The 17,793-nt window shown below is 71.8% G+C and carries 16 protein-coding genes; 7 read left to right on the top strand and 9 right to left on the bottom strand.

Features of this window, described 5'->3' with window-relative positions; all coding sequences use genetic code 11:
* Positions 1-32 precede the first annotated feature (32 nt).
* Both HPY23_RS15885 and HPY23_RS15880 read right to left on the bottom strand, forming a co-directional pair.
* Positions 33-551 (bottom strand): CAP domain-containing protein, encoded by a 519-nt coding sequence (locus HPY23_RS15885; RefSeq protein WP_244537474.1) that lies wholly within the window; start codon positions 549-551, stop codon positions 33-35.
* Positions 548-3,199, bottom strand: a complete 2,652-nt coding sequence (locus HPY23_RS15880; RefSeq protein WP_091881288.1) for a DUF3772 domain-containing protein — start codon at positions 3,197-3,199, stop codon at positions 548-550. Before HPY23_RS15880 ends, HPY23_RS15885 begins: the two co-directional genes overlap by 4 nt.
* A 619-nt stretch (positions 3,200-3,818) precedes the next feature.
* Here HPY23_RS15880 and HPY23_RS15875 point away from each other — a divergent pair.
* The 3 genes from HPY23_RS15875 to HPY23_RS15865 all read left to right on the top strand — a co-directional run bounded on the left by HPY23_RS15875 (position 3,819) and on the right by HPY23_RS15865 (position 5,745).
* Positions 3,819-4,367, top strand: a complete 549-nt coding sequence (locus tag HPY23_RS15875; protein ID WP_048431169.1) for an HNH endonuclease — start codon at positions 3,819-3,821, stop codon at positions 4,365-4,367.
* Between the two features lie 142 nt (positions 4,368-4,509).
* Complete coding sequence (locus HPY23_RS15870) at positions 4,510-4,899, top strand: hypothetical protein (protein ID WP_091881291.1); 390 nt, start codon at positions 4,510-4,512, stop codon at positions 4,897-4,899.
* A gap of 141 nt (positions 4,900-5,040) precedes the next feature.
* Positions 5,041-5,745 carry a DUF4142 domain-containing protein gene (locus tag HPY23_RS15865; protein WP_091881294.1) on the top strand — a complete coding sequence of 235 codons (705 nt, stop codon included), beginning with the start codon at positions 5,041-5,043 and terminating at the stop codon, positions 5,743-5,745.
* 164 nt (positions 5,746-5,909) lie between these two features.
* On the opposite strand, the gene HPY23_RS15860 is transcribed toward HPY23_RS15865, so the two are convergent.
* Positions 5,910-6,509: a DUF4142 domain-containing protein gene (locus HPY23_RS15860; RefSeq protein ID WP_091881296.1), complete on the bottom strand. Its 600-nt coding sequence runs from the start codon at positions 6,507-6,509 to the stop codon at positions 5,910-5,912.
* A gap of 738 nt (positions 6,510-7,247) precedes the next feature.
* On the opposite strand from HPY23_RS15860, the gene HPY23_RS15855 reads away from it, so the two are divergent.
* The 3 genes from HPY23_RS15855 to HPY23_RS15845 all read left to right on the top strand — a co-directional run bounded on the left by HPY23_RS15855 (position 7,248) and on the right by HPY23_RS15845 (position 9,834).
* Entirely contained in the window at positions 7,248-7,598 is a 351-nt protein-coding gene (locus HPY23_RS15855) for a hypothetical protein (protein WP_091881299.1), read from the top strand.
* 175 nt (positions 7,599-7,773) lie between these two features.
* Positions 7,774-8,655: a branched-chain amino acid aminotransferase gene (locus tag HPY23_RS15850; protein WP_236012960.1), complete on the top strand. Its 882-nt coding sequence runs from the start codon at positions 7,774-7,776 to the stop codon at positions 8,653-8,655.
* Positions 8,656-8,742: 87 nt separating this feature from the next.
* Positions 8,743-9,834: a calcium:cation antiporter gene (locus HPY23_RS15845; protein ID WP_407942707.1), complete on the top strand. Its 1,092-nt coding sequence runs from the start codon at positions 8,743-8,745 to the stop codon at positions 9,832-9,834.
* A gap of 129 nt (positions 9,835-9,963) precedes the next feature.
* Here the strand turns inward: HPY23_RS15845 and mscL are convergent, their stop codons facing one another.
* On the bottom strand, positions 9,964-10,374 hold the full coding sequence (mscL, locus tag HPY23_RS15840) for a large conductance mechanosensitive channel protein MscL (RefSeq protein WP_091881304.1): 411 nt from the start codon (positions 10,372-10,374) through the stop codon (positions 9,964-9,966).
* A 109-nt stretch (positions 10,375-10,483) separates the two neighbouring features.
* Between mscL and tam the strand changes: the two genes are divergently transcribed.
* Positions 10,484-11,257, top strand: coding sequence for a trans-aconitate 2-methyltransferase (gene tam / locus HPY23_RS15835; RefSeq protein ID WP_091881307.1), 774 nt, complete (start codon positions 10,484-10,486; stop codon positions 11,255-11,257).
* Positions 11,258-11,274: 17 nt separating this feature from the next.
* Here tam and pssA read toward each other — a convergent pair whose 3' ends face one another.
* The 5 genes from pssA to HPY23_RS15810 form a co-directional block, all read right to left on the bottom strand.
* On the bottom strand, positions 11,275-12,132 hold the full coding sequence (gene pssA / locus HPY23_RS15830; protein WP_091881309.1) for a CDP-diacylglycerol--serine O-phosphatidyltransferase: 858 nt from the start codon (positions 12,130-12,132) through the stop codon (positions 11,275-11,277).
* 15 nt (positions 12,133-12,147) lie between these two features.
* Positions 12,148-12,861, bottom strand: coding sequence for a phosphatidylserine decarboxylase (locus HPY23_RS15825; RefSeq protein ID WP_048431092.1), 714 nt, complete (start codon positions 12,859-12,861; stop codon positions 12,148-12,150).
* An 85-nt stretch (positions 12,862-12,946) separates the two neighbouring features.
* Positions 12,947-15,247, bottom strand: a complete 2,301-nt coding sequence (locus HPY23_RS15820) for a fused MFS/spermidine synthase (protein ID WP_236012959.1) — start codon at positions 15,245-15,247, stop codon at positions 12,947-12,949.
* Positions 15,248-15,334: 87 nt separating this feature from the next.
* The gene (locus HPY23_RS15815; RefSeq protein WP_210344648.1) at positions 15,335-17,290 is read right to left on the bottom strand and encodes an ABCB family ABC transporter ATP-binding protein/permease; all 1,956 of its coding nucleotides are present in this window, start codon (positions 17,288-17,290) and stop codon (positions 15,335-15,337) included.
* A 180-nt stretch (positions 17,291-17,470) separates the two neighbouring features.
* The coding region (locus tag HPY23_RS15810) for a LysM peptidoglycan-binding domain-containing protein (RefSeq protein ID WP_200649645.1) at positions 17,471-17,793 on the bottom strand (323 nt) is incomplete at its 5' end.

Genomic DNA, 17,793 nt, shown 5'->3' with positions numbered 1-17,793 from the left:
CGGGCAAACCCTTCGACCGGTCTCGGGGCGGCCTACTTCGCCACCAGCAGCGCCCAGTACACCTTGTACTTCGAGCCCGGCGCGTAGGCGGTGGCGATCCCCATCCGGGTAGCAGTCGGATCGAGCATCACGGCGTTGTGGGACGGGCTCTCGCGCCAGCCCGAGAACGCCTCGGCCAGCGTATGGTAGCCGGCCGAGAGGTTGGCGCCGGGCTCGGGGAAGCCCATCCGGGATGCAACGGTCTTGACGATGTCGGCCTGGCTCGGGCGGCCGGCCGCCGCCATGGCGGCGGTCTCGGTCTCGGCCAGGCGCTGGAGGCCGGGATCGAGGGCGAGCGGGGGCAGGCCCTTGTTGCTGCGGTATGCCGCGATCATCTGCTGGGCCGCGCCGGCGTCGATCTGGGCGCCGGTCGCCGCCATCGGCCAGTACAGGCTCGGTCCCGCCCCCGCCGCGCTCGTCACCCGCGTCGCCTCGGTCGCCGAGCAGGCGGCGAGGCCGGCCGGAAGGGCGAGGAGGGCGAGGCGCCTCAGCGCGGCGGGGATGACGGTCACGGCACGGTCTCGGGGGTTCTGCGGCGCTCGGCCTCGGTGTCGGGGCGAGTCTCGGGACGGGGCTCGGGGCGGGCGGCGCCGGGCAGGGTCATGCGGGCGATCTGCCCCATGGCGTCCTGCATCGCGTCGAGCCCCTGAACCGTGACGATGCTCGATCCGGGTCCGAGATTGGGGATGAGACCGCCTTCCGACAAGGTCCTGAACACCGCGAAGTTGAGGTCGCTCTGCACTTTCGCCTGCGAGCCGACGTCGGTGATCATCGCGATCAGCTCAAACTCGAGGAACGGGTCGCCGATCTTGCGGAAGACCACCCGGGGCGGCGGCTCCTTGAGCACCTCGGCATGGGCCTTGGCGCAGCCGACGATCAGCTCGGCGGCATGGACCGGGTCCTGGTTGCGCAGGACGCTGACCGTGATCGTGACCCGCCCGGTGCGGTCGCCGCGCACCCGGTTCTTCACCACGCCGGAGATCAGGTTCGAGTTCGGCACGATCACCGCCGAGCGGTCGAAGGTCTGGATCTCGGTCGAGCGCACGCTGATGCGGCGGACATAGCCCTCGTTGTCGCCGATCACCACGAGGTCGCCGACCCGGATCGGCCGCTCCCAGAGCAGCAGCAGGCCCGAGACGAAGTTGTTGACGATCGATTGCAGGCCGAAACCGATACCGACCGACAGGGCGCCGGCCACGATGGTGAGCTTTTCCAGGCTCAGGCCGAGATAAGAGAAGGCCAGCGCCAGGGTGAGCAGGAAGCCGACATAGCCGCTCACCGTCGAGATCGAGTTGCGCAGGCCGGGATCGAGGTCGGTGGCCGGCAGGTAGGTGTTTTCCAGCCAGCGCTGGATCGCCTTGGTGATGACGAGGCCGAGCGTGAACAGCCCGATCGCGATGGCGATGGTCGAGAGCGAGATCGTCACCCCGCCGACCGTGAAGCCGAAGAACGCGGCCTGGGCCCAGGTGAACAGGTCGGTCGAATCGACGCCCCAGGAGGCGAGCAGTAGCACGCCGGCGGCGGTGAGGAGCAGCACCCGGACGAAGCCCGAGATCAGCACCGCGATCTGGTTGAGCGAGCGCTTGCGCAGGCCGGTATTGGCCTGGAGCGCCGTGGCGATGCGCGAATCGGCCTGGAGGGCGGAGGCCACCACGGCGTCGACGCTCGCGATCGCCAGGTAGAGCATCGCCGCGGCGATCGCGGTCCACATCAGCTGGTCGATCAGGAACGACGACAGGGCGATGTAGCCGACGAGCGCCGAGACCCCGATCGCCGCCACCACGATCCAGCCGAGGATGCGCAGGGGCCCGCCGATGCCGGCATTCGATTCGGCCGCGATGTAGGGCCCGAGGCAGGCCTCGTCGGCCTCCTCGGCCCGGGCCGCGAAACGGCGCAGGCCCTCGGCCAGCACCACCGCGACGACGGCCGCGAACACGCCCTTCGTCACGATGGTGATCGGCAGGCTGAGCGAGATGCCCTCGTTCAGGCCCTCGATGGTGCGCCCGATCGCGATCACCGAGGCGATGGCGAGGATCAGGCGGTTCAGCCGCTCGGCGGTGGCGTCGGTCATCGCGACGAGGCGCCAGGCCGGGCGGTCGGGGGAGAGCAGCGCGTCGGCCATCGCCTCGACCACCGCCACGAAGGCCAGCGAGGCGACGATCCGGTGGGCCGCCGGCAGCAATCGCACCGGCAGGAGCTCGGTGACGTCGAGGGTGTAGCCGACGAGGAAGCTGCCGAGCACCGCCGGCACGGCGCCGACGAGGAAGACCCGCCAGGCCGCCATCACCCGGGCGAACCGGGTCGGCTGCCCGTCGGTCGCGGCGCGGTGGCCGACCCGGGGGGCGATGTGGCGACGCCCGACATAGAGCGCCACCGAGACACCGATCGCGAGCGCCAGCAGGACGAGGTTGAGGGCGGTGCCCCGGCGCTGGACCTGGACGACCGAGTCGTCGAGGGAGGCCTTCAGCGCCCGCAGGTCGCGGCCGTAATCGCTCGTTGCGCGCAGCCACAGGCTCGGGCTCACCAGGCCGTCGGTGCGCTCGAACAGGGCGCGGGTGAAGGCGGCGCGGCGACGGTTGCTGATCTGGTCGGTGATCTGGTCGCTCTGGACCAGGAGCGAGCGGGCGAGCCGCAGGGTGTCGTCGATCTCGGCGACGCCGGCCTCGCGCTGGGCCCGCTCCTGCGCCACGTCGGCGCCCTCGGGTTCCTTGGGCTTGGGCCCGAGCTGGGTCAGCCGCTCCTTGGCCGCATCGAGCCGGGGCCCGAGATGGTCGACGACCTGGCGCAGGCGATCGGCCACCGGCGGAATGCCCTCGCGCAGGAGCGCGAGGTCGTCCTTGTTCAGCTCGCGATGGGTCAGGGCCTGCTCGCGCTGGTCGAGGTCGGCCTTCTCGGCGTCGAGCTGGGCGCGGATCTGCTTGATCTGCTCGGAGATCGGGGTCTGGGGCGGCGGGGCGGCGGGCTTGGCCGCCTCCGCGGGCGCGCCGGGCTGGGCCGCGGCGGGCTGGGCGGCCTTCTCGCCCTTGGTGTCGGCTTTGGCGCCCTGCGCCTGGGCGAGGACGGCCCGCTCCGGTTTCGCCGCGGGGCCCTGCGCAGCCGCGAGCCCGGGGCTCACGAGGAATGCGGCCAGGGCGATCGTCCATCGGCGAAGCTGTCTCATGCCTACTCCTTCTCACCCGCGTCGCGTCGTCGTCCGCCCGCCGCCGCAAGGGCTCCGGGGCCCGCGCGGGCCGCCCGTCGGCCGGGGCGGCGGGGACGGTTGCCCGCCCCACCTACGTCATCGGGGACGGACGGTCGAACGCGGCGGGCCGGGGGAATCGCGAATCAATGGGGCGAAAATCGGTGCCGGGCGGTCCCTGACGCAACGGCATCCGGCACCGCGGCGCCGAGGATGGACCGAGGGAATGGGACGCGCGTTCCCCTGTGGAGCGCGAAACCGGTGGGGCGTGACGAGACGCCCCGACCCGAAACCTTCACAACCCTGTCATGCTGCTATTAGACTAAGCCCCGATGGACACGGCCTTTTCGTTCTGCTGCGAGAGGATGGCGGTGATCGCGCCTCATCGGCAGCCCAGACGGCGCCCGGATCGCATCCCGGGCAGGCTCGACGGCGTGCGCTCCGCGAGCGGCCGCCGCGTCCATCCGCCGTGTCCCCCCACTCTTCCCGACCGGCTCGGAGGGTAGGCGATGGTCCCCATCTCCTCTCCTGGCGAGCACCGCGAGGACCGGCATCGCGCCGGCCCCCTTCGCTGCGGTCGGCCCGTCGCCAGGGCAGGATGATGCTGGATCTTCAAACCCTCGTGCTTAACGCGGATTATCGGCCGCTCTCCTACAATCCGCTCTCGTTGTGGTCGTGGAAGGATGCGTTCACGGCCCTGTTCCTCGACCGCGTCACCCTGGTGGCGAGCTACGACGTCGAGGCGCGCTCCCCCAGCCGCTCGTTGCGGGTGCCGAGCGTGGTGGCGCTCAAGAGCTACGTCGCCATGGCGCGCAGCCCCGCCTTCACGCGCTACAACATCTACCTGCGCGACACGTTCTCGTGCCAGTATTGCGGTCTGCGCCTGCCCTCGGGCGGCCTGACCTTCGACCACGTCGTGCCGCGCTCCCGCGGCGGGCTGTCGAGCTGGGAGAACGTCGTCGCGGCCTGCAGCCCGTGCAACCTGCGCAAGGCCAACCGCACCCCCGAGGAGGCCGAGATGCCGCTCCTCAACGAGCCGCGTCGGCCGAGCCGCCACGAGCTGCACCGCCGCCAGCCGGAATTCGACCACCGCCAGTACCACCATACCTGGATCGACTACCTGTACTGGGACAGCGAACTGGAGACCTGAGGCGCGGCGCAGCGGCGGGAGGAGCGCTTCGCGCGGCCCCTCCCGCACGGACACCCTGGAGGGACCGGCCCGGTTTGGGCTACACGCTGGTGGCTTGATCCGCCCCGGCCGCGTCGCGCGGCCCGCCAGCGCCGAAAGCCGCATGCCGCACACGACCGTGACCGACGCGCCCGCAATCCCCGCCTCCACCCGTCGTCGCCGCGACTGGCCGGGGCTCTTCCTGCGCGCCGTCCTCTCGCTGTTCCTCGGATTGCCGCTCGGCGGCGTGCTCTTCGCCCTGACCGGGCTCGGGGTCGCAGTCGCGAACGGCGATCCGATCCTGCAGCATCCCTGGCTGCTCGCCTTCCGCACCCTGGCGGCGGCCGTCTCCTACGTCTTCCTGGGCGGCTTCGCCTGGACGCCGGAGGGCGGCTACGCCAGCCTGCACGGCTGGTACGCCGCCGGCGTGGTGCTGGCCTTCGTGCTGATGAGCCGGCCGTGGCGGCGCTTCACGCGACGGGCGACGCCGGAGGCGTGGCCGCGCCGGGCGTGAACGCCAGCGCTGCGTGACGGTGCCGCGATCGTGGCATCGGGTTTCGGCGCGGCGGAACGTCGGCAGAACGAGGAAATTACTCCCCCGGAGCATCCGGGGCCGAGAGCGCCGGGTTGCGCACCCTCACCCGGAGCCCGTTTCATGCATCGCCGCCACCTTCTCGCCGGCCTCGTCTCCGCCACAGCTGCCCTGGCGGTCACCCGTACCGCCGTCGCCCAGCCGGTCGCGGCCGGCGCCATGCCGACGCCCGCCTACCTGGCGATGGCCACCAAGGGCGGCCTCTTCCTCGAGAACACCGCCCGGGACGCCTACGCCAAGACCGGGAACCCGCGGGTCAAGCGGTTCGCGCGGGCCGAGGTGACCCAGCAGGTCAACCTCGCCAACAAGATCGACGCGGTGACCGGCGGCAACGTGGCGGTGCCGGTCGGCGGCGGCCAGCCGGGCGGAGGTCTGGCGGGCGGAAGTCTGGCGGGCCCCGGCGGACTCGTCGGCGGCCTGGTGGCGGCGCCGCTCGCGGTGGCGGGCGGCGTGGCCGGAACCGTCGGCGGGGTGCTCGGCGTGACGGGCCCCGGCAGTGCCTCCGGCGGCATGGCCTCGGACGAGCAGAAGGCGCAGATCCTGGGGCAGCTTTCCGGCCTTCAGGGCGGTCCGCAATACGACGCGGCCTTCGTCGACGCCTCGCTCCAGGGCCACCGCGAGGCCCTGGCGCTCCACGGCTCCTACGCCGAGGGCGGAGAGGACCCGGCGCTCCGCCGCATCGCCCGGGGCGCCGTGCCGCTGATCCGGCTGCACATCTCGCAGCTCTCCCAGATGCAGCGAATGATGGGCGGAGCCGCCGAGGGCTGACGGGCCCGATCCGACGGGCGGCCCGCGCCGGATGCGGCGGGGCCGCCACGGAGCGGACGACCGACGGCCATTCCGTCGCGCGACGAGCGCCGGATGGTTCCCGCTGGACACTTCTCGCCAGATGATTGGCGCCCTCGAACGCCGTTCGAGGGCGCGTCCGTCGTTCAGTCCTTGAGGGCCTTCTCGATCTCCGTCAGCAGCGCCAGGTGCTCGCGGATCTGGCCGCGGGCGAGCTTGGCGACGCCGAGATTCTCCCGGTCCTTGCCGGAGGCGAGATAGGCCTCCTGGATCTTCAGGAGCGCCTGGTGGCCCTCGATCTGGCCGCGGAGGTACTCGCTGTCGAAGGCCTTGCCGGACTTGGCCTGGTCGAGCTTGTCGAGCATCGCCTTGCCCTTCGGGTCGAGCCGGCCGGTGACCTCGGGCTCGGCCGGGGGCTTCACCTGGCCGCTGGCGACCTGGGCGGGATCGCGCATCGCCTTGAGCACGTCGGCGATGGTCTCCTGCTCGGCGACCTCCATCCGGGCGAACTGCTTGACGTGCGGGTCCGTGGCCTTGTTCAGGGCGACACGGCTCGCCGCCAGGGAGGCCGAGCCGGCCGCCAGGGTGTCGGCGGCGTGCCTGGCCTCGGCTTCGCCCATCCGGGCCCCGGTATTGCCGGTGGCGGCGGCGGTCGGGCCGCCCTGCTGCTGGGCGAAGGCGACGCTCGCCAGGGAGGGGATCGCCACGGCGGACACGATGGCGGAGACGACGAGACGACGATGCATGGAGACCCCTTGGGACACTGCGCGGCAATAAACACCCGGGGAGTACCGGACGCACGAGCCAACGAACCGGTCCTGGCCGGGTTTCAGCGTGGCCTTCCGCGAATCGTGCCCGCCGATGCCGCACGTGACGGAGCCGTCGGCCTCCGGGGAGGTCCGCGCCAAGTTGCTCGACGCGTCCTCGCGCTCCCGGGGGGCCGCAGGCGCCCACGGGAGGCGTCGTGGGACGTGTCGCGGCGAGGGATCGTGTCATGCGACGCAGCGTGACCACTGGAGCTCTGGCGGGACTCCGGAGCGCCCGGATGCTCGACGGCGCCCTGTGACGCAGGGAATGGACGGCGCGCAGCCGCTCTACGCGACCCTCGATGAAGGACGGAAGCGCCGCCCCATCCTGCCGAACGGAAGCGCCGCCCCATCCTGCCGAGCCGGCCGATGGGCAGGCATCACCACGGCCCGCACCGTCACCACCGCGACGACCGATCTTCCCCGCTCCCCTCCCCGCGTCTCCCGCGCCGTCCCGGCTCCGCCGCGGGCGGCGTCGCCGCATGCGCAACATTCAACGCAATCCGCACGCAATCCAGTTGTGTCATACAGGCGGCATGGCGAATCAGGGCGCGCCCCGAAGCGCCGAGGAGGAATACGCCGCGTCGGGTCTCGCGCGGCCGCCCCGGGTCCCGGACGGGCCGGGTCGGACCGAGGAGTAGCCCCGGCGGATCGACTGGCGACCAGCGGGAGAGGCAGATGGACAACGTCATCCGTCCGGATTTCCAGCGCGCGGCCAAGGCTCGGGACGAGACCCGGGACGAGGCCCCGGGCAACGACCGGAAGGCGGGCCGTAGCGGCGGCCCGGCGCAGTACGTCCGGTGTTACGGCGAGGTCGGGACGCATGCGGTGTCGCTGGTGCGCGACCGGGCGAGCCCGAAGGGCGACGTCTACCAGGTCGTGATCGACACGCCAGACGGGCAGATCGGCCCGGTCGGCGTCGAGCCGGCGACCCCGGACGGCATGTTCGACGCCGACCGCATCGGCCTCGCGGTGGTGCGCACTCTCGAGCTCCTGGCCCGGCGCCCCGGCGACTTCGACGTCGCGTGACGCCTCTGCACGAAGCCTTGCTCCCCGAAGTCTTGCTCCCCGAAGTCTTGGCGTGACGCCGACGGCCCGACCCGCGGCCGGCTCGCCCCTCCCCCTCGCCGGCCGAAGACCTCCCGGCATGGACAGCCGGTGCGCGGCCGCGCCATCATGCCGGGAACGGGAACGGGAGCGCGACATGACCGGGACGAAAGACATGGCCGGCACGGCGCAGGAAGAAACCTGGACCTACTTCGAGGGCGCCTGGCATCCGGGCAACGTGCGGATGATGGGGCCGCGCACCCATGCCGCCTGGCTCGCCTCGATGGTGTTCGACGGCGCCCGCGCCTTCGAGGGGGTGACGCCGGACCTCGACCTCCACCTCGCCCGGGTCAACCGCTCGGCCGTGGCGCTCGGCCTCGAGCCGGTGGTGACGCACGAGACCTGGACCGCGCTCGTGCGCGAGGGCCTGGCGCGGTTTTCGCCCGACGCCGCGCTCTACATCCGGCCGATGTACTGGGCCGAAGGCGGGCTCGGCGGCGCGGTGCGGATCGACCCGGCCTCGACCAGCTGGTGCCTGTGCCTCTACGAGGCGCCGATGCCGCCGCCGACCGGCTTCACCGCCACCCTGTCGCCGTTCCGGCGCCCGACCGCCGATTCCGCGCCCCTCGACGCCAAGGCCGGCTGCCTCTACCCGAACGGCGCCCGGGCGATCGCGGAGGCTGCCTCCCGCGGCTTCGGCAACGCCCTGATGCGCGACGCGCTCGGCAACGTCGCCGAGTTCGCCACCGCCAACGTGATGATGGCCCGCGACGGCGTGGTCTATACGCCGGTCGCGAACGGCACGTTCCTGGCCGGCATCACCCGCGGCCGGGTGATCGCGCTCCTGCGCGAGGCGGGGGTCACCGTGGTCGAGACGACGCTGACGGTCGACGACCTGATGGGCGCCGACGAGGTTTTTTCGGTCGGCAACTACGCCAAGGTCGTCCCGGTCACCGCCCTCGACGACCGGACCTTCGCGCCCGGCCCTCTCTTTTCCAAGGCGCGCGCGCTGTACTGGGCCTTCGCCCACCGGCAATGAACGAGCAACATTAAACCTTGACGCCGGCGCCCGCGCGACCCTTGTGGCGGGCGGGGCAGCCGGAGAGCGTTCGGGACGATGATGGTCGTGCGGTTGGGAGTGGCGTGGGCGACGGTGGCGGCCTTCGCGGTGTTCGGCGGCGGCTGGCTCGGAGGGCTCGACGCCCCCCTGGTGGCGGCCGGGCTGTTCGCCTGGCTGTTCGCCGTCATCCTGTGGTCGGCCTTCGGGGTGGTGCACGAGGCCGAGGAGCTGGCCGACCGCCTGGGCGAGCCCTACGGCACCCTGATCCTGACCCTGTCGATCGTGGTGATCGAGGTGGCGCTCGTCGCCGCCGTGATGCTCGGCGCCAAGGCCGCCCCGACCCTCGGGCGCGACACGATGTTCGCCGTCATCATGATCGTGATGAACGGCCTCGTCGGCCTCGGCCTGATCCTCGGCGGCCTGCGCCACCACCGCCAGAACTACAACCTGGACGGGGCGGGCGCGTATCTCGCGGCGATCATCCCGCTCACCACCATCGCGCTCATCATTCCGAACTTCACGACCTCGACCCCAGACGGCTCGCTGACCGTGGTGCAGGCGGTGGCCTTCTCGGTGCTGACGGTGGTGCTCTACGGCATCTTCCTGCTGCTCCAGACCGGGCGCCACAGCGACTTCTTCCTCGACTTCGTCAAGCCCGGCGCCGACGCGCCGGAGGCGCGCGCCGCCCACCCGGATGCCGGCGCGGGCGCGATCCTGCGCCATGCCGGCCTGCTCCTCGTCAGCCTGCTGCCGATCGTGCTCCTGTCGAAGAGCCTGGCGGCGATCCTCGACCACGGCATCAAGGCGCTGGGCGCGCCCTCGGCGCTCGGCGGCGTCATCATCGCCGCCATCGTTTTCACCCCGGAAGGCATCAGCGCCGTCAAGGCGATCCGCCGCGACCAGCTCCAGCGGGCGATCAACCTGTGCCTCGGCGCCGTGACCTCGACGGTCGGCCTCACCGTGCCGGCGGTCCTCGCCATCGGGCTGATCTCGGGCCAGCGGGTGGTGCTGGGCCTCGCCCCGGCCGAGATGGCGGTGCTGGCGATGACGCTGCTTTTGAGCGTCATCACCTTCTCGCGCCAGGGCACCACGGTGCTGGAGGGCGCCGTCCACCTCGTGGTCTTCTTCGCCTACCTGACGCTGATCTTCAGCCCGTGACACCGCCGCACCGTCGAACCGATGCGTTCGAAGGTGCAGGGCAAGCCCGAACGGGCGTCGGCGCCGGATGCCTCGGCATCGACGTGTCGACGCCGAGGCACGCGGGCATGAGCCGGTCCGGCACGGCCCTCAGCGCCGCGCCGCCAGGAGGTCGCGGATCTCGGCCAGCAGCTTCACCTCGGCCGGATCCTCCTTCTTGACCTCCTCGCGCCGCTGCAGCTGGTTCATCGCGCGGATCACCACGAACAGCACGAAGGCGACGATCAGGAAGTTCAGCGCCGTGGTGATGAACTGGCCGTAGCCGATCACCGCGCCCTGCTTCTTGGCCTCGGCGTAGGCCAGCCCCGTCTGCACCTTCGAGGACAGCGGCAGGTAGTAGTTCGAGAAATCGAGCCCACCGGTGATCGCGCCCACCATCGGCATGATCACGTCCTGGACCAGCGAGGTGACGATGGCCCCGAAGGCCGCGCCGATCACCACGCCGACCGCGAGGTCGACGACGTTGCCCCGCAGGGCGAACTTCTTGAATTCCTCGAGCATGCCGGACCGGTCTCCTGCGAGCGGGGGTCTGCCCTGCGCGACGCGGCGTCACGCGGGCGGACCGACCGGGATTAAGCTGGAGCGCAAGAGGGCGCCGGGGAGTGTCACGATGACGGATTGGGATGCGGGCCGCTACCTGACATTCGCCGACGAACGCACCCGCGCGGCGGCCGACCTCCTGGCACGGGTGCCGCTGGCCGCGCCCGCCCGGGTGGTCGATCTCGGCTGCGGGCCGGGCAACAGCACGGCGCTCCTGGCGGCGCGCTACCCCGGGGCGGCGATCACCGGCCTCGATTCCTCACCCGCCATGCTGGCCGAGGCGCGCCGGACGCTGCCCGACCTCGCCTTCGTCGAGGCCGATCTCGCCGCCTGGGAGCCGGAGGCCCCGCCCGACCTGATCTACGCCAACGCGGTGCTGCAATGGCTGCCCGACCACGCCGCCCTGCTCCCGCGCCTCGCCGGGTTCCTGGCGCCGGGCGGCTGCCTCGCGGTGCAGATGCCCGACAACCTCGCCGAGCCCTCGCACCGGCTGATGCGGGAGGTGGCCGCCGAGGCGCCGTTCCGCGACGCGCTGTCCGGCGCCGCGGGCGCCCGCACCACGCTGGGCAGCGTGCAGGACTACGACACCTGGCTGTCGCGGGCGGGCTGCAGCGTCGATCTGTGGCGCACCACCTACATCCACCCGCTCCCCGGCCATCGCGGCATCGTCGAGTGGGTGCGCGCGACCGGCCTGCGGCCGTTCCTGGCGCCCCTCGCCCCGGACGAGCAGGCGGCCTACCTCGCCCGCTACGAGGCCGGCCTGCGCGAGGCCTATCCGGCGCAGGAGGACGGGCGGGTGCTGCTGCCGTTCCCGCGGCTCTTCCTGGTGGCGCGGCGGCGCTGAAAGGCGCCGCGCCGGGTTCAGGCCGCCGGCGCGTCCTCGGCCGGGCCCGCGGCCGCCTCGGCCTTGAGGCGGCGCCGGTACTGGTTGGCGCCGATTGGGATCGCGCAGAGATAGCCGAGGCTCAGGAGCGCCAGGATCTCGAACGGGAAGCTGATCAAGAGCCCGAACGCCGCCACCGTCACGACGAAGATCGGCAGCACGTATTCCCGCGGCACCCGCTTGCCGATGGTCTTGCCCGAGAAGGTCGGCACCGTGGAGATCACCATGAGGGCGATCACCAGCATGTAGATCAGCGCGACCGGCGCCAAGCTCGGCGCCATCTCTAAGCCGAGGAAGTGCAGGTAGAGCGGCAGCATCACGGTCAGCGCGCCGGCCGGGGCCGGCATGCCGACGAAGAAGTTCTTCTTCCATTCCGGCCGGTGGGGATCGTCCAGCATCACGTTGAAGCGCGCGAGCCGCAGCGCCATCGCGATGGCGAAGATCAGGGCGACGATCCAGCCCAGCGACTTCAGGTTGTGCAGCACGAAGCTGTAGAGGATCAGCGCCGGGGCGCAGCCGAAATTGACGAAATCGGCCAGCGAATCGAGCTCGGCGCCGAAGCGCGAGGTGCCCTTGAGCAGGCGCGCCACCCGCCCGTCGACCCCGTCGAGCACCGCGGCGGCGATGATCGCGATCACCGCCGGCTCGAACTTGCCCTCGAAGCCGAAGCGCACGGCTGTGAGCCCGAGGCACACCGCCATCAGGGTGATCATGTTGGGAATGATCATCCGCACCGGCACCGGCTTGAACCGGCGCGACTTCGGTTCGACCGACTTCGAATCGGTCGACTTGGGCTCGTTCGGCTCGGGCGCGAAGGGCGGGAAGAGGTCGTCCATGCGAGGCCTCCCCTGTCAGGTGCGCCGGAACTGCCGCACCGGGCCGGTCCCGCGCAGGTCGGCCAGCACGGTCTCGCCCGCCACCGCCTTCTGGCCGAGGCCGACCAGCACCCGCGTGCCCGCCGGCAGGTAGACGTCGACCCGCGAGCCGAAGCGGATCAGGCCGAAGCGGTCGCCGACCGTGAGGTCGTCGCCGGGCTTGACCCAGTCGACGATGCGGCGCGCGACGAGGCCGGCGATCTGCACCACGCCGATCCGCACCGATTCGCCGTTCTGGCGGGTCTCGATGACGAGGCCGTTGCGCTCGTTGTCCTCGCTCGCCTTGTCGAGCTCGGCGTTGAGGAAGAGGCCCGGGGTGTAGTGGACCTGGTCGATCCGGCCGGTGACCGGCACCCGGTTCACGTGGCAGTCGAACACGTTCATGAACACCGAGATCCGCAGCATCGGCACGGACGGCAGGTCGAGCTCGGAGGGCGGCAGCACGGTGCTGATCAGGTTCACCCGGCCGTCGGCCGGCGAGATCACCAGCCCGTCGCCGACCGGGACGATCCGCTCGGGGTCGCGGAAGAAGTAGCAGACCCACAGGGTCAGCAGCAGGAAGATCCAGCCGAGGAACTGCACGAAGGTGCCGGCGAGCACCGTCAGCACGATGCCGATCGCGATGAAGGGGTAGCCCTCCTTGTGGATCGGCACGAGCACGCGGCGGATCGTCTCGAACAGGTCGGTCATAAGTCCTCGGGTCGGTCCTCGGGCCGTCGTCCCGGCCGCGAACGGCCGGTCCAGCGCCCGCGGATGGCAGGCGCGTGGCTTCGCGTCAATCGTTCGATCGGCGCGGGAGCGCGTGCTTGTCGGCCATCGCCTGGAGGATGTTGGAGAAATCGTCGGTCCAGGGGCGCCGCGCCCGATCGGGGCCGATCCGCTCCCAGGCCGGATCGGCCGCGAGCGTGCCGAGATGGGCGGGATCGCGGGCGAGCAACGCGACCGTGCCCGCGGCACGGAACCGCACCGGGTCGAAGGCAAAGGCTTCGCGGGCGACGAAGGTCGACAGGTCGAACTCCGCACCGACCCGGGCCACGATGCGACCGAGGTCGAGGTGGCGGTTGGTGATGTGCATCACCAGCACGCCGGTGGGCGACAGCTTGGCGAGGTAGAGCGCCAGGGCTTCCCGGGTGAGGAGGTGGGCCGGGATCGCGTCGGACGAGAAGGCGTCGATCATCAGGAGTCCGAACCCGCCCGGATTCTCGCCGCCCGGCGCCTCGGCGAGGGTCAGGCGGGCGTCGCCCAGCACCACCGGCATGTCGGGGCCGCAGGCCGAGAGGAAGCGGAATTTCTCCGGATCGCGGGCGATGCGGGCGACCGCCGGGTCGATCTCGTAGAAGCGCCAGGCTTCGTCCCCGACCCGGTGGCAGGCGAGGCTGCCGGTCCCGAGACCGACCACCGCGACGGCGCCGAGCGAGCCGCCCCGCGCCGCCCGCACGCTTCGGATCGCCCTGCCGAGCGGCCCTTCGGGCGTGTAGTAGACCAGGGGCTCCGGCGGCCCGTCGGGGGCGGTGCCGTCCGGGTTCACGAGCCGCATCGCCCCGTGGATCGTGGTGCCGTGCATGAGCAGGCGCATCGTCCCGTCCGGCGTCTCGGCGATGCGGTGGATGCCGAAGAACGAGCGCATGCTCACCGCCGCGTCCGCCCGCATCACCGAGAGGCCGGCCACGAGGGCGAGCAATGCCGCCACGGCGAGGCGCTGCGGATCGCGCCAGCTCGCCGCCAGCAGGCCCGCCCCCGCGAGGGCGAGGAGCTGCGGCAGGGCCGACACGCCGAGGGCCCGCCCGGCCAGCACCATGAGCGCCGCCGCGGCCATCGCCGCGAGACCGCCCTGCGCAGCCCGGACGAGCGAGGCGCGGCCGCCGGCAGCGAAGCCCGGCTGGCAGGCCAGGGCGGCGACGATCAGCAGCGGGTACTCGACCACCCGCGAGAACACGAGCGGCGCGACCAGCCCGCAGGCGATGCCACCGAGCACGCCCCCGAGCGAGACGCACACGTAGAACTCCGTCAGCCGGTCGGAAGCCGGACGCAGGTGGTAGAGCCTCGCGTGGCCGATCAGGGCGCTGACGAAGAACAGGCCGAGATGGAGCGCGAGCCCGCCCCACAGCCCGACGCCGACGACGAAGCTCGCGAGCGCGAGCGCGGTGCCCCAGACCTGGAGGCGCAGGAGCGCCGGGCCGGGCCGGCCCATCCCGTCCCGGAAGGCGATCACGAAGGTGAGGAGGAAGAGCGCGAGGGGCGCCACCCAGAGGAGGGGCGCCGCCGCGACATCGGTCGAGATGTGGGCGGTGACCGAGACCAGGAGGGCGGAGGGCACGAAGGCGAAACCGATCCAGGCCCAACGCCGTGGCCAGCCCGGTGCGGGGGAAGCCAGGGCCGGTGCCGGCGTCCCCGGTGACGCCGGCAGAGCGGTACCGGAGGCGAGGCCCGAGGCCAGGATGAGGAGGCCGAGGACCGCGAAGCCCGCAACCCACGCCTCGGCCTGCACCCGCAACGTCAGGAGGGGCTCGATCAGCAGCGGGTAGGCGAGGAGCGCGGCGAAGGAGCCGACATTCGAGGCGGCGTATAGGAAGTAGGGGTCGCCGGCCCGCGGATGGCCCGAGCGGGCGAACCAGGCCTGGAGCAGCGGCCCGTTCGCCGAAAGGGCGAAGAACGGCAGCCCGACCGCGGTCGCGAAGAGGCCGACGAGCCAGAGCGCCTCGTTCTCTCCCGGCGGCCGGTCGAAGCCTGCCGGCAGGCCGATCGGCAGCGCCAGCGCGGCGACCAGCATCAGCCCGAGATGGACTGCGAGCGCCGCGCGGGTGCCGAGATGCCGAGCGAGCAGGTGGGCGTAGAGATAGCCGCCGAGCAGCAGGGCCTGGAACACCACCAGGGCGACCGACCACGTCGCCGGGCTGCCACCGAGGCGCGGCAGCACCATCTTGGTGAACATCGGCTGGACCGAGAACAGCAGGAAGGCGGAGAGCAGCAGGGCGATCGCGGCGGCCGAAACCTGCAAACGGACGAGGAAGGGGCCGGAGCGAGGGACGGCCGCCGTCGCGGGCGGGATGGCCGAAGTGGGCAGGTCGATCGACATGGATAGGTCCGGCGGGCTCGGGCCCATTCTCGCCCGGTGCCGTTTAAGACGAGGTGCAGGGGAGCGCCGATGCACGCTCCCCGTCACTCACGAGACCGCGGCCGGCTCGGGCGCCTTGGCGAGCGTCCCGGGGATCTCGCCGGGCTCCAGGTGCGTGCGCAGGCTCTCGCCCTCCTGCGATTCCGCGCGCTTGAGCGCCTCGCGGGCGGCCTCCGCCTCGCGCTGGCGGTTCCACATCGCCGCGTAGACCCCGCCCTGGTCCAGCAGCCCCAGGTGGGTGCCGCGCTCGGCGATGCGGCCCTGGTCGAGGACGATGATCTCGTCGGCGCCGACCACCGTCGACAGGCGGTGGGCGATGACGAGCGTCGTGCGGCCGCGGCTCACCCGGTCGAGGGCGTCCTGGATCTCGCGCTCGGTGAAGGAATCGAGCGCCGAGGTCGCCTCGTCGAGGACGAGGATCGGCGGGCCCTTCAGGATGGTGCGGGCGATGGCAACGCGCTGCTTCTCGCCGCCCGAGAGCTTCAGGCCGCGCTCGCCCACCGGCGTGTCGTAGCCCTCCGGCAGGGCGGCGATGAAGCGGTCGATCTGGGCCAGCGTCGCCGCCTCGCGCACCTCCGCCTCGGAGGCCTCCCAGCGGCCGTAGCGGACGTTGTAGCCGATCGTGTCGTTGAACAGCACGGTGTCCTGCGGCACCATGCCGATCGCGGCGCGCAACGAGTCCTGCTGCACCGACGCGATGTCCTGCCCGTCGACCGTGATGCGGCCTCCTTGCGGCTCGTAGAACCGGAACAGCAGGCGCGACAGCGTCGACTTGCCGGCACCCGACGGACCGACGATCGCGACGGTGCGCCCCGCCGGCACCGTGAAGCTGATGCCGCGCAGGATCGGCCGCTCCGGCACGTAGGCGAAGTGCACGTCCTCGAACCGCACCACCGCGTCCGAGACCGCGAGCGGCTGCGCGCCAGGCCGGTCGGCGATCTCCGGGTTGCGGTGCAGGATCTTGAACATGTCGTCGATGTCGATCAGGGCCTGCTTGATCTCGCGATAGATCATCCCCATGAAGTTGAGCGGCATGGAGAGCTGCACCAGCATCGTGTTGACGAGCACGAAGCTGCCGATCGTCGCCCGCCCGGCCATGATGTCACGGGCGGCCAGCCACATCACAACGCCCATGCCGATCGTGAAGATCACCGCCTGGCCGGCGTTGAGCACCGCGAGCGAGACGTAGGTCTGGGTCGAGGCCTTCTCGTAGCGGGCCATCGACTGGTCGTAGCGGTCCGTCTCGCGCTTTTCGGCGCCGAAATACTTCACCGTCTCGTAGTTGAGCAGCGAATCGACCGCCTTGGTGTTGGCGTCGGTGTCGGAATCGTTCATCCGCCGGCGGATGGCGATGCGCCACTCCGTGGCCTTGTAGGTGTAGCCGAGATAGGCCGCCACCATGATGAGCACCACCACCGAGTAGAGGATGTCGAACTCGTAGGCGAGCGTGCCGATGACGAGCAGGAACTCGACGATGGTCGGCACCAGCGTCAGCACCATCAGGCGCGACAATTCCTCGATGCCGTTGCGGCCGCGCTCGAGCACCCGGGTCAGGCCGCCGGTCTTGCGCTCGAGGTGGAAGCGCAGCGACAGCTGGTGCATGTGCTGGAACGTCTGCAGCGCCAGGCGCCGCACCGCGTGCATCGCCACCTTGGCAAACAACCCGTCGCGCACCTGCGTCAGCAGCGCCATGGCGATCCGGGTGGCGCCGTAGAGCAGGATCATCAGGGCGGGCGCCGCCCAGATCCCGGTCGGCACCGCGGCCTCCTTGCCGAGGCCGTCCCGGCCGCCCACCACCGCCACCAGGGCGTCGGTCGCCCATTTGAAGGTGAACGGCATCGCCAGGGTGACCACCTTGGCGACGAGCAGGAGACCGAAGGCGATGAAGACGCGCCGCTGCAGGTCGGGCCGGCCGTGGGGCCAGAGATACGGCCACAGGCGGCGGTAGGTCGCGACGAGGCCGGGCCGCTCGGGCTCGGCCGGGGGGGTCTGTTGACTGGACAAGGGACCGGTTCCGGGCGGGATCGGCGCCGGATATAGGCCAGGACGATCCGGCAAGACAGCGCGTCCGACGCGGCCCGGACCTGCGGCGGCGGCGTTCGGCGCGCCGGCGCCCGGCCGCACGTCGCAGCACGACGACGCCCGGCACGGCTTCGCCGATGCCGATCCGTCGGAGCGGGAAACTCAGCCTCGCCCCTGCGCCGCCGACGGCTGACCCTTGCCGTCGCCCTTGCCCTCGCGCTGGCCCTGCGGCCGGGGCGTCTCTCCGGGCAGCACGAAGACCTGGCCGGGATAGATCCGGTTCGGGTCGCGGATCTGGTCCTGGTTGGCGTCGAAGATCACCGTGTAGCGCAGGCCGCGGCCGTAGGTCCGGCGGCTGATGCTCCACAGGTTGTCGCCGCGCACGATCCTGGCGGTGCTGATGCCGGGCACGAACACCGCGCCGGGATCGGCGGGCGCGAGGCCGGCCTCCGCGCCCGGGGCGGCCGGGGCGGCCGGGGGCGCGG

Source organism: Methylobacterium ajmalii (assembly GCF_016613415.1).
Lineage (GTDB): Bacteria > Pseudomonadota > Alphaproteobacteria > Rhizobiales > Beijerinckiaceae > Methylobacterium > Methylobacterium ajmalii.
Note: the sequence above shows the minus strand (reverse complement) of the source record. Positions and strands in the feature narration are given on the sequence as shown.

Coding starts and splice junctions, on each gene's coding strand:
- HPY23_RS15880 (WP_091881288.1), bottom strand. CDS start 3,199: ATGAGACAGCTTCGCCGATGGACGATCGCCCTGGCCGCATTCCTCGTG.
- HPY23_RS15865 (WP_091881294.1), top strand. CDS start 5,041: ATGCATCGCCGCCACCTTCTCGCCGGCCTCGTCTCCGCCACAGCTGCC.
- HPY23_RS15820 (WP_236012959.1), bottom strand. CDS start 15,247: ATGTCGATCGACCTGCCCACTTCGGCCATCCCGCCCGCGACGGCGGCC.
- HPY23_RS15870 (WP_091881291.1), top strand. CDS start 4,510: ATGCCGCACACGACCGTGACCGACGCGCCCGCAATCCCCGCCTCCACC.
- HPY23_RS15855 (WP_091881299.1), top strand. CDS start 7,248: ATGGACAACGTCATCCGTCCGGATTTCCAGCGCGCGGCCAAGGCTCGG.
- mscL (WP_091881304.1), bottom strand. CDS start 10,374: ATGCTCGAGGAATTCAAGAAGTTCGCCCTGCGGGGCAACGTCGTCGAC.
- tam (WP_091881307.1), top strand. CDS start 10,484: ATGACGGATTGGGATGCGGGCCGCTACCTGACATTCGCCGACGAACGC.
- HPY23_RS15860 (WP_091881296.1), bottom strand. CDS start 6,509: ATGCATCGTCGTCTCGTCGTCTCCGCCATCGTGTCCGCCGTGGCGATC.
- HPY23_RS15875 (WP_048431169.1), top strand. CDS start 3,819: ATGCTGGATCTTCAAACCCTCGTGCTTAACGCGGATTATCGGCCGCTC.
- pssA (WP_091881309.1), bottom strand. CDS start 12,132: ATGGACGACCTCTTCCCGCCCTTCGCGCCCGAGCCGAACGAGCCCAAG.
- HPY23_RS15850 (WP_236012960.1), top strand. CDS start 7,774: ATGACCGGGACGAAAGACATGGCCGGCACGGCGCAGGAAGAAACCTGG.
- HPY23_RS15825 (WP_048431092.1), bottom strand. CDS start 12,861: ATGACCGACCTGTTCGAGACGATCCGCCGCGTGCTCGTGCCGATCCAC.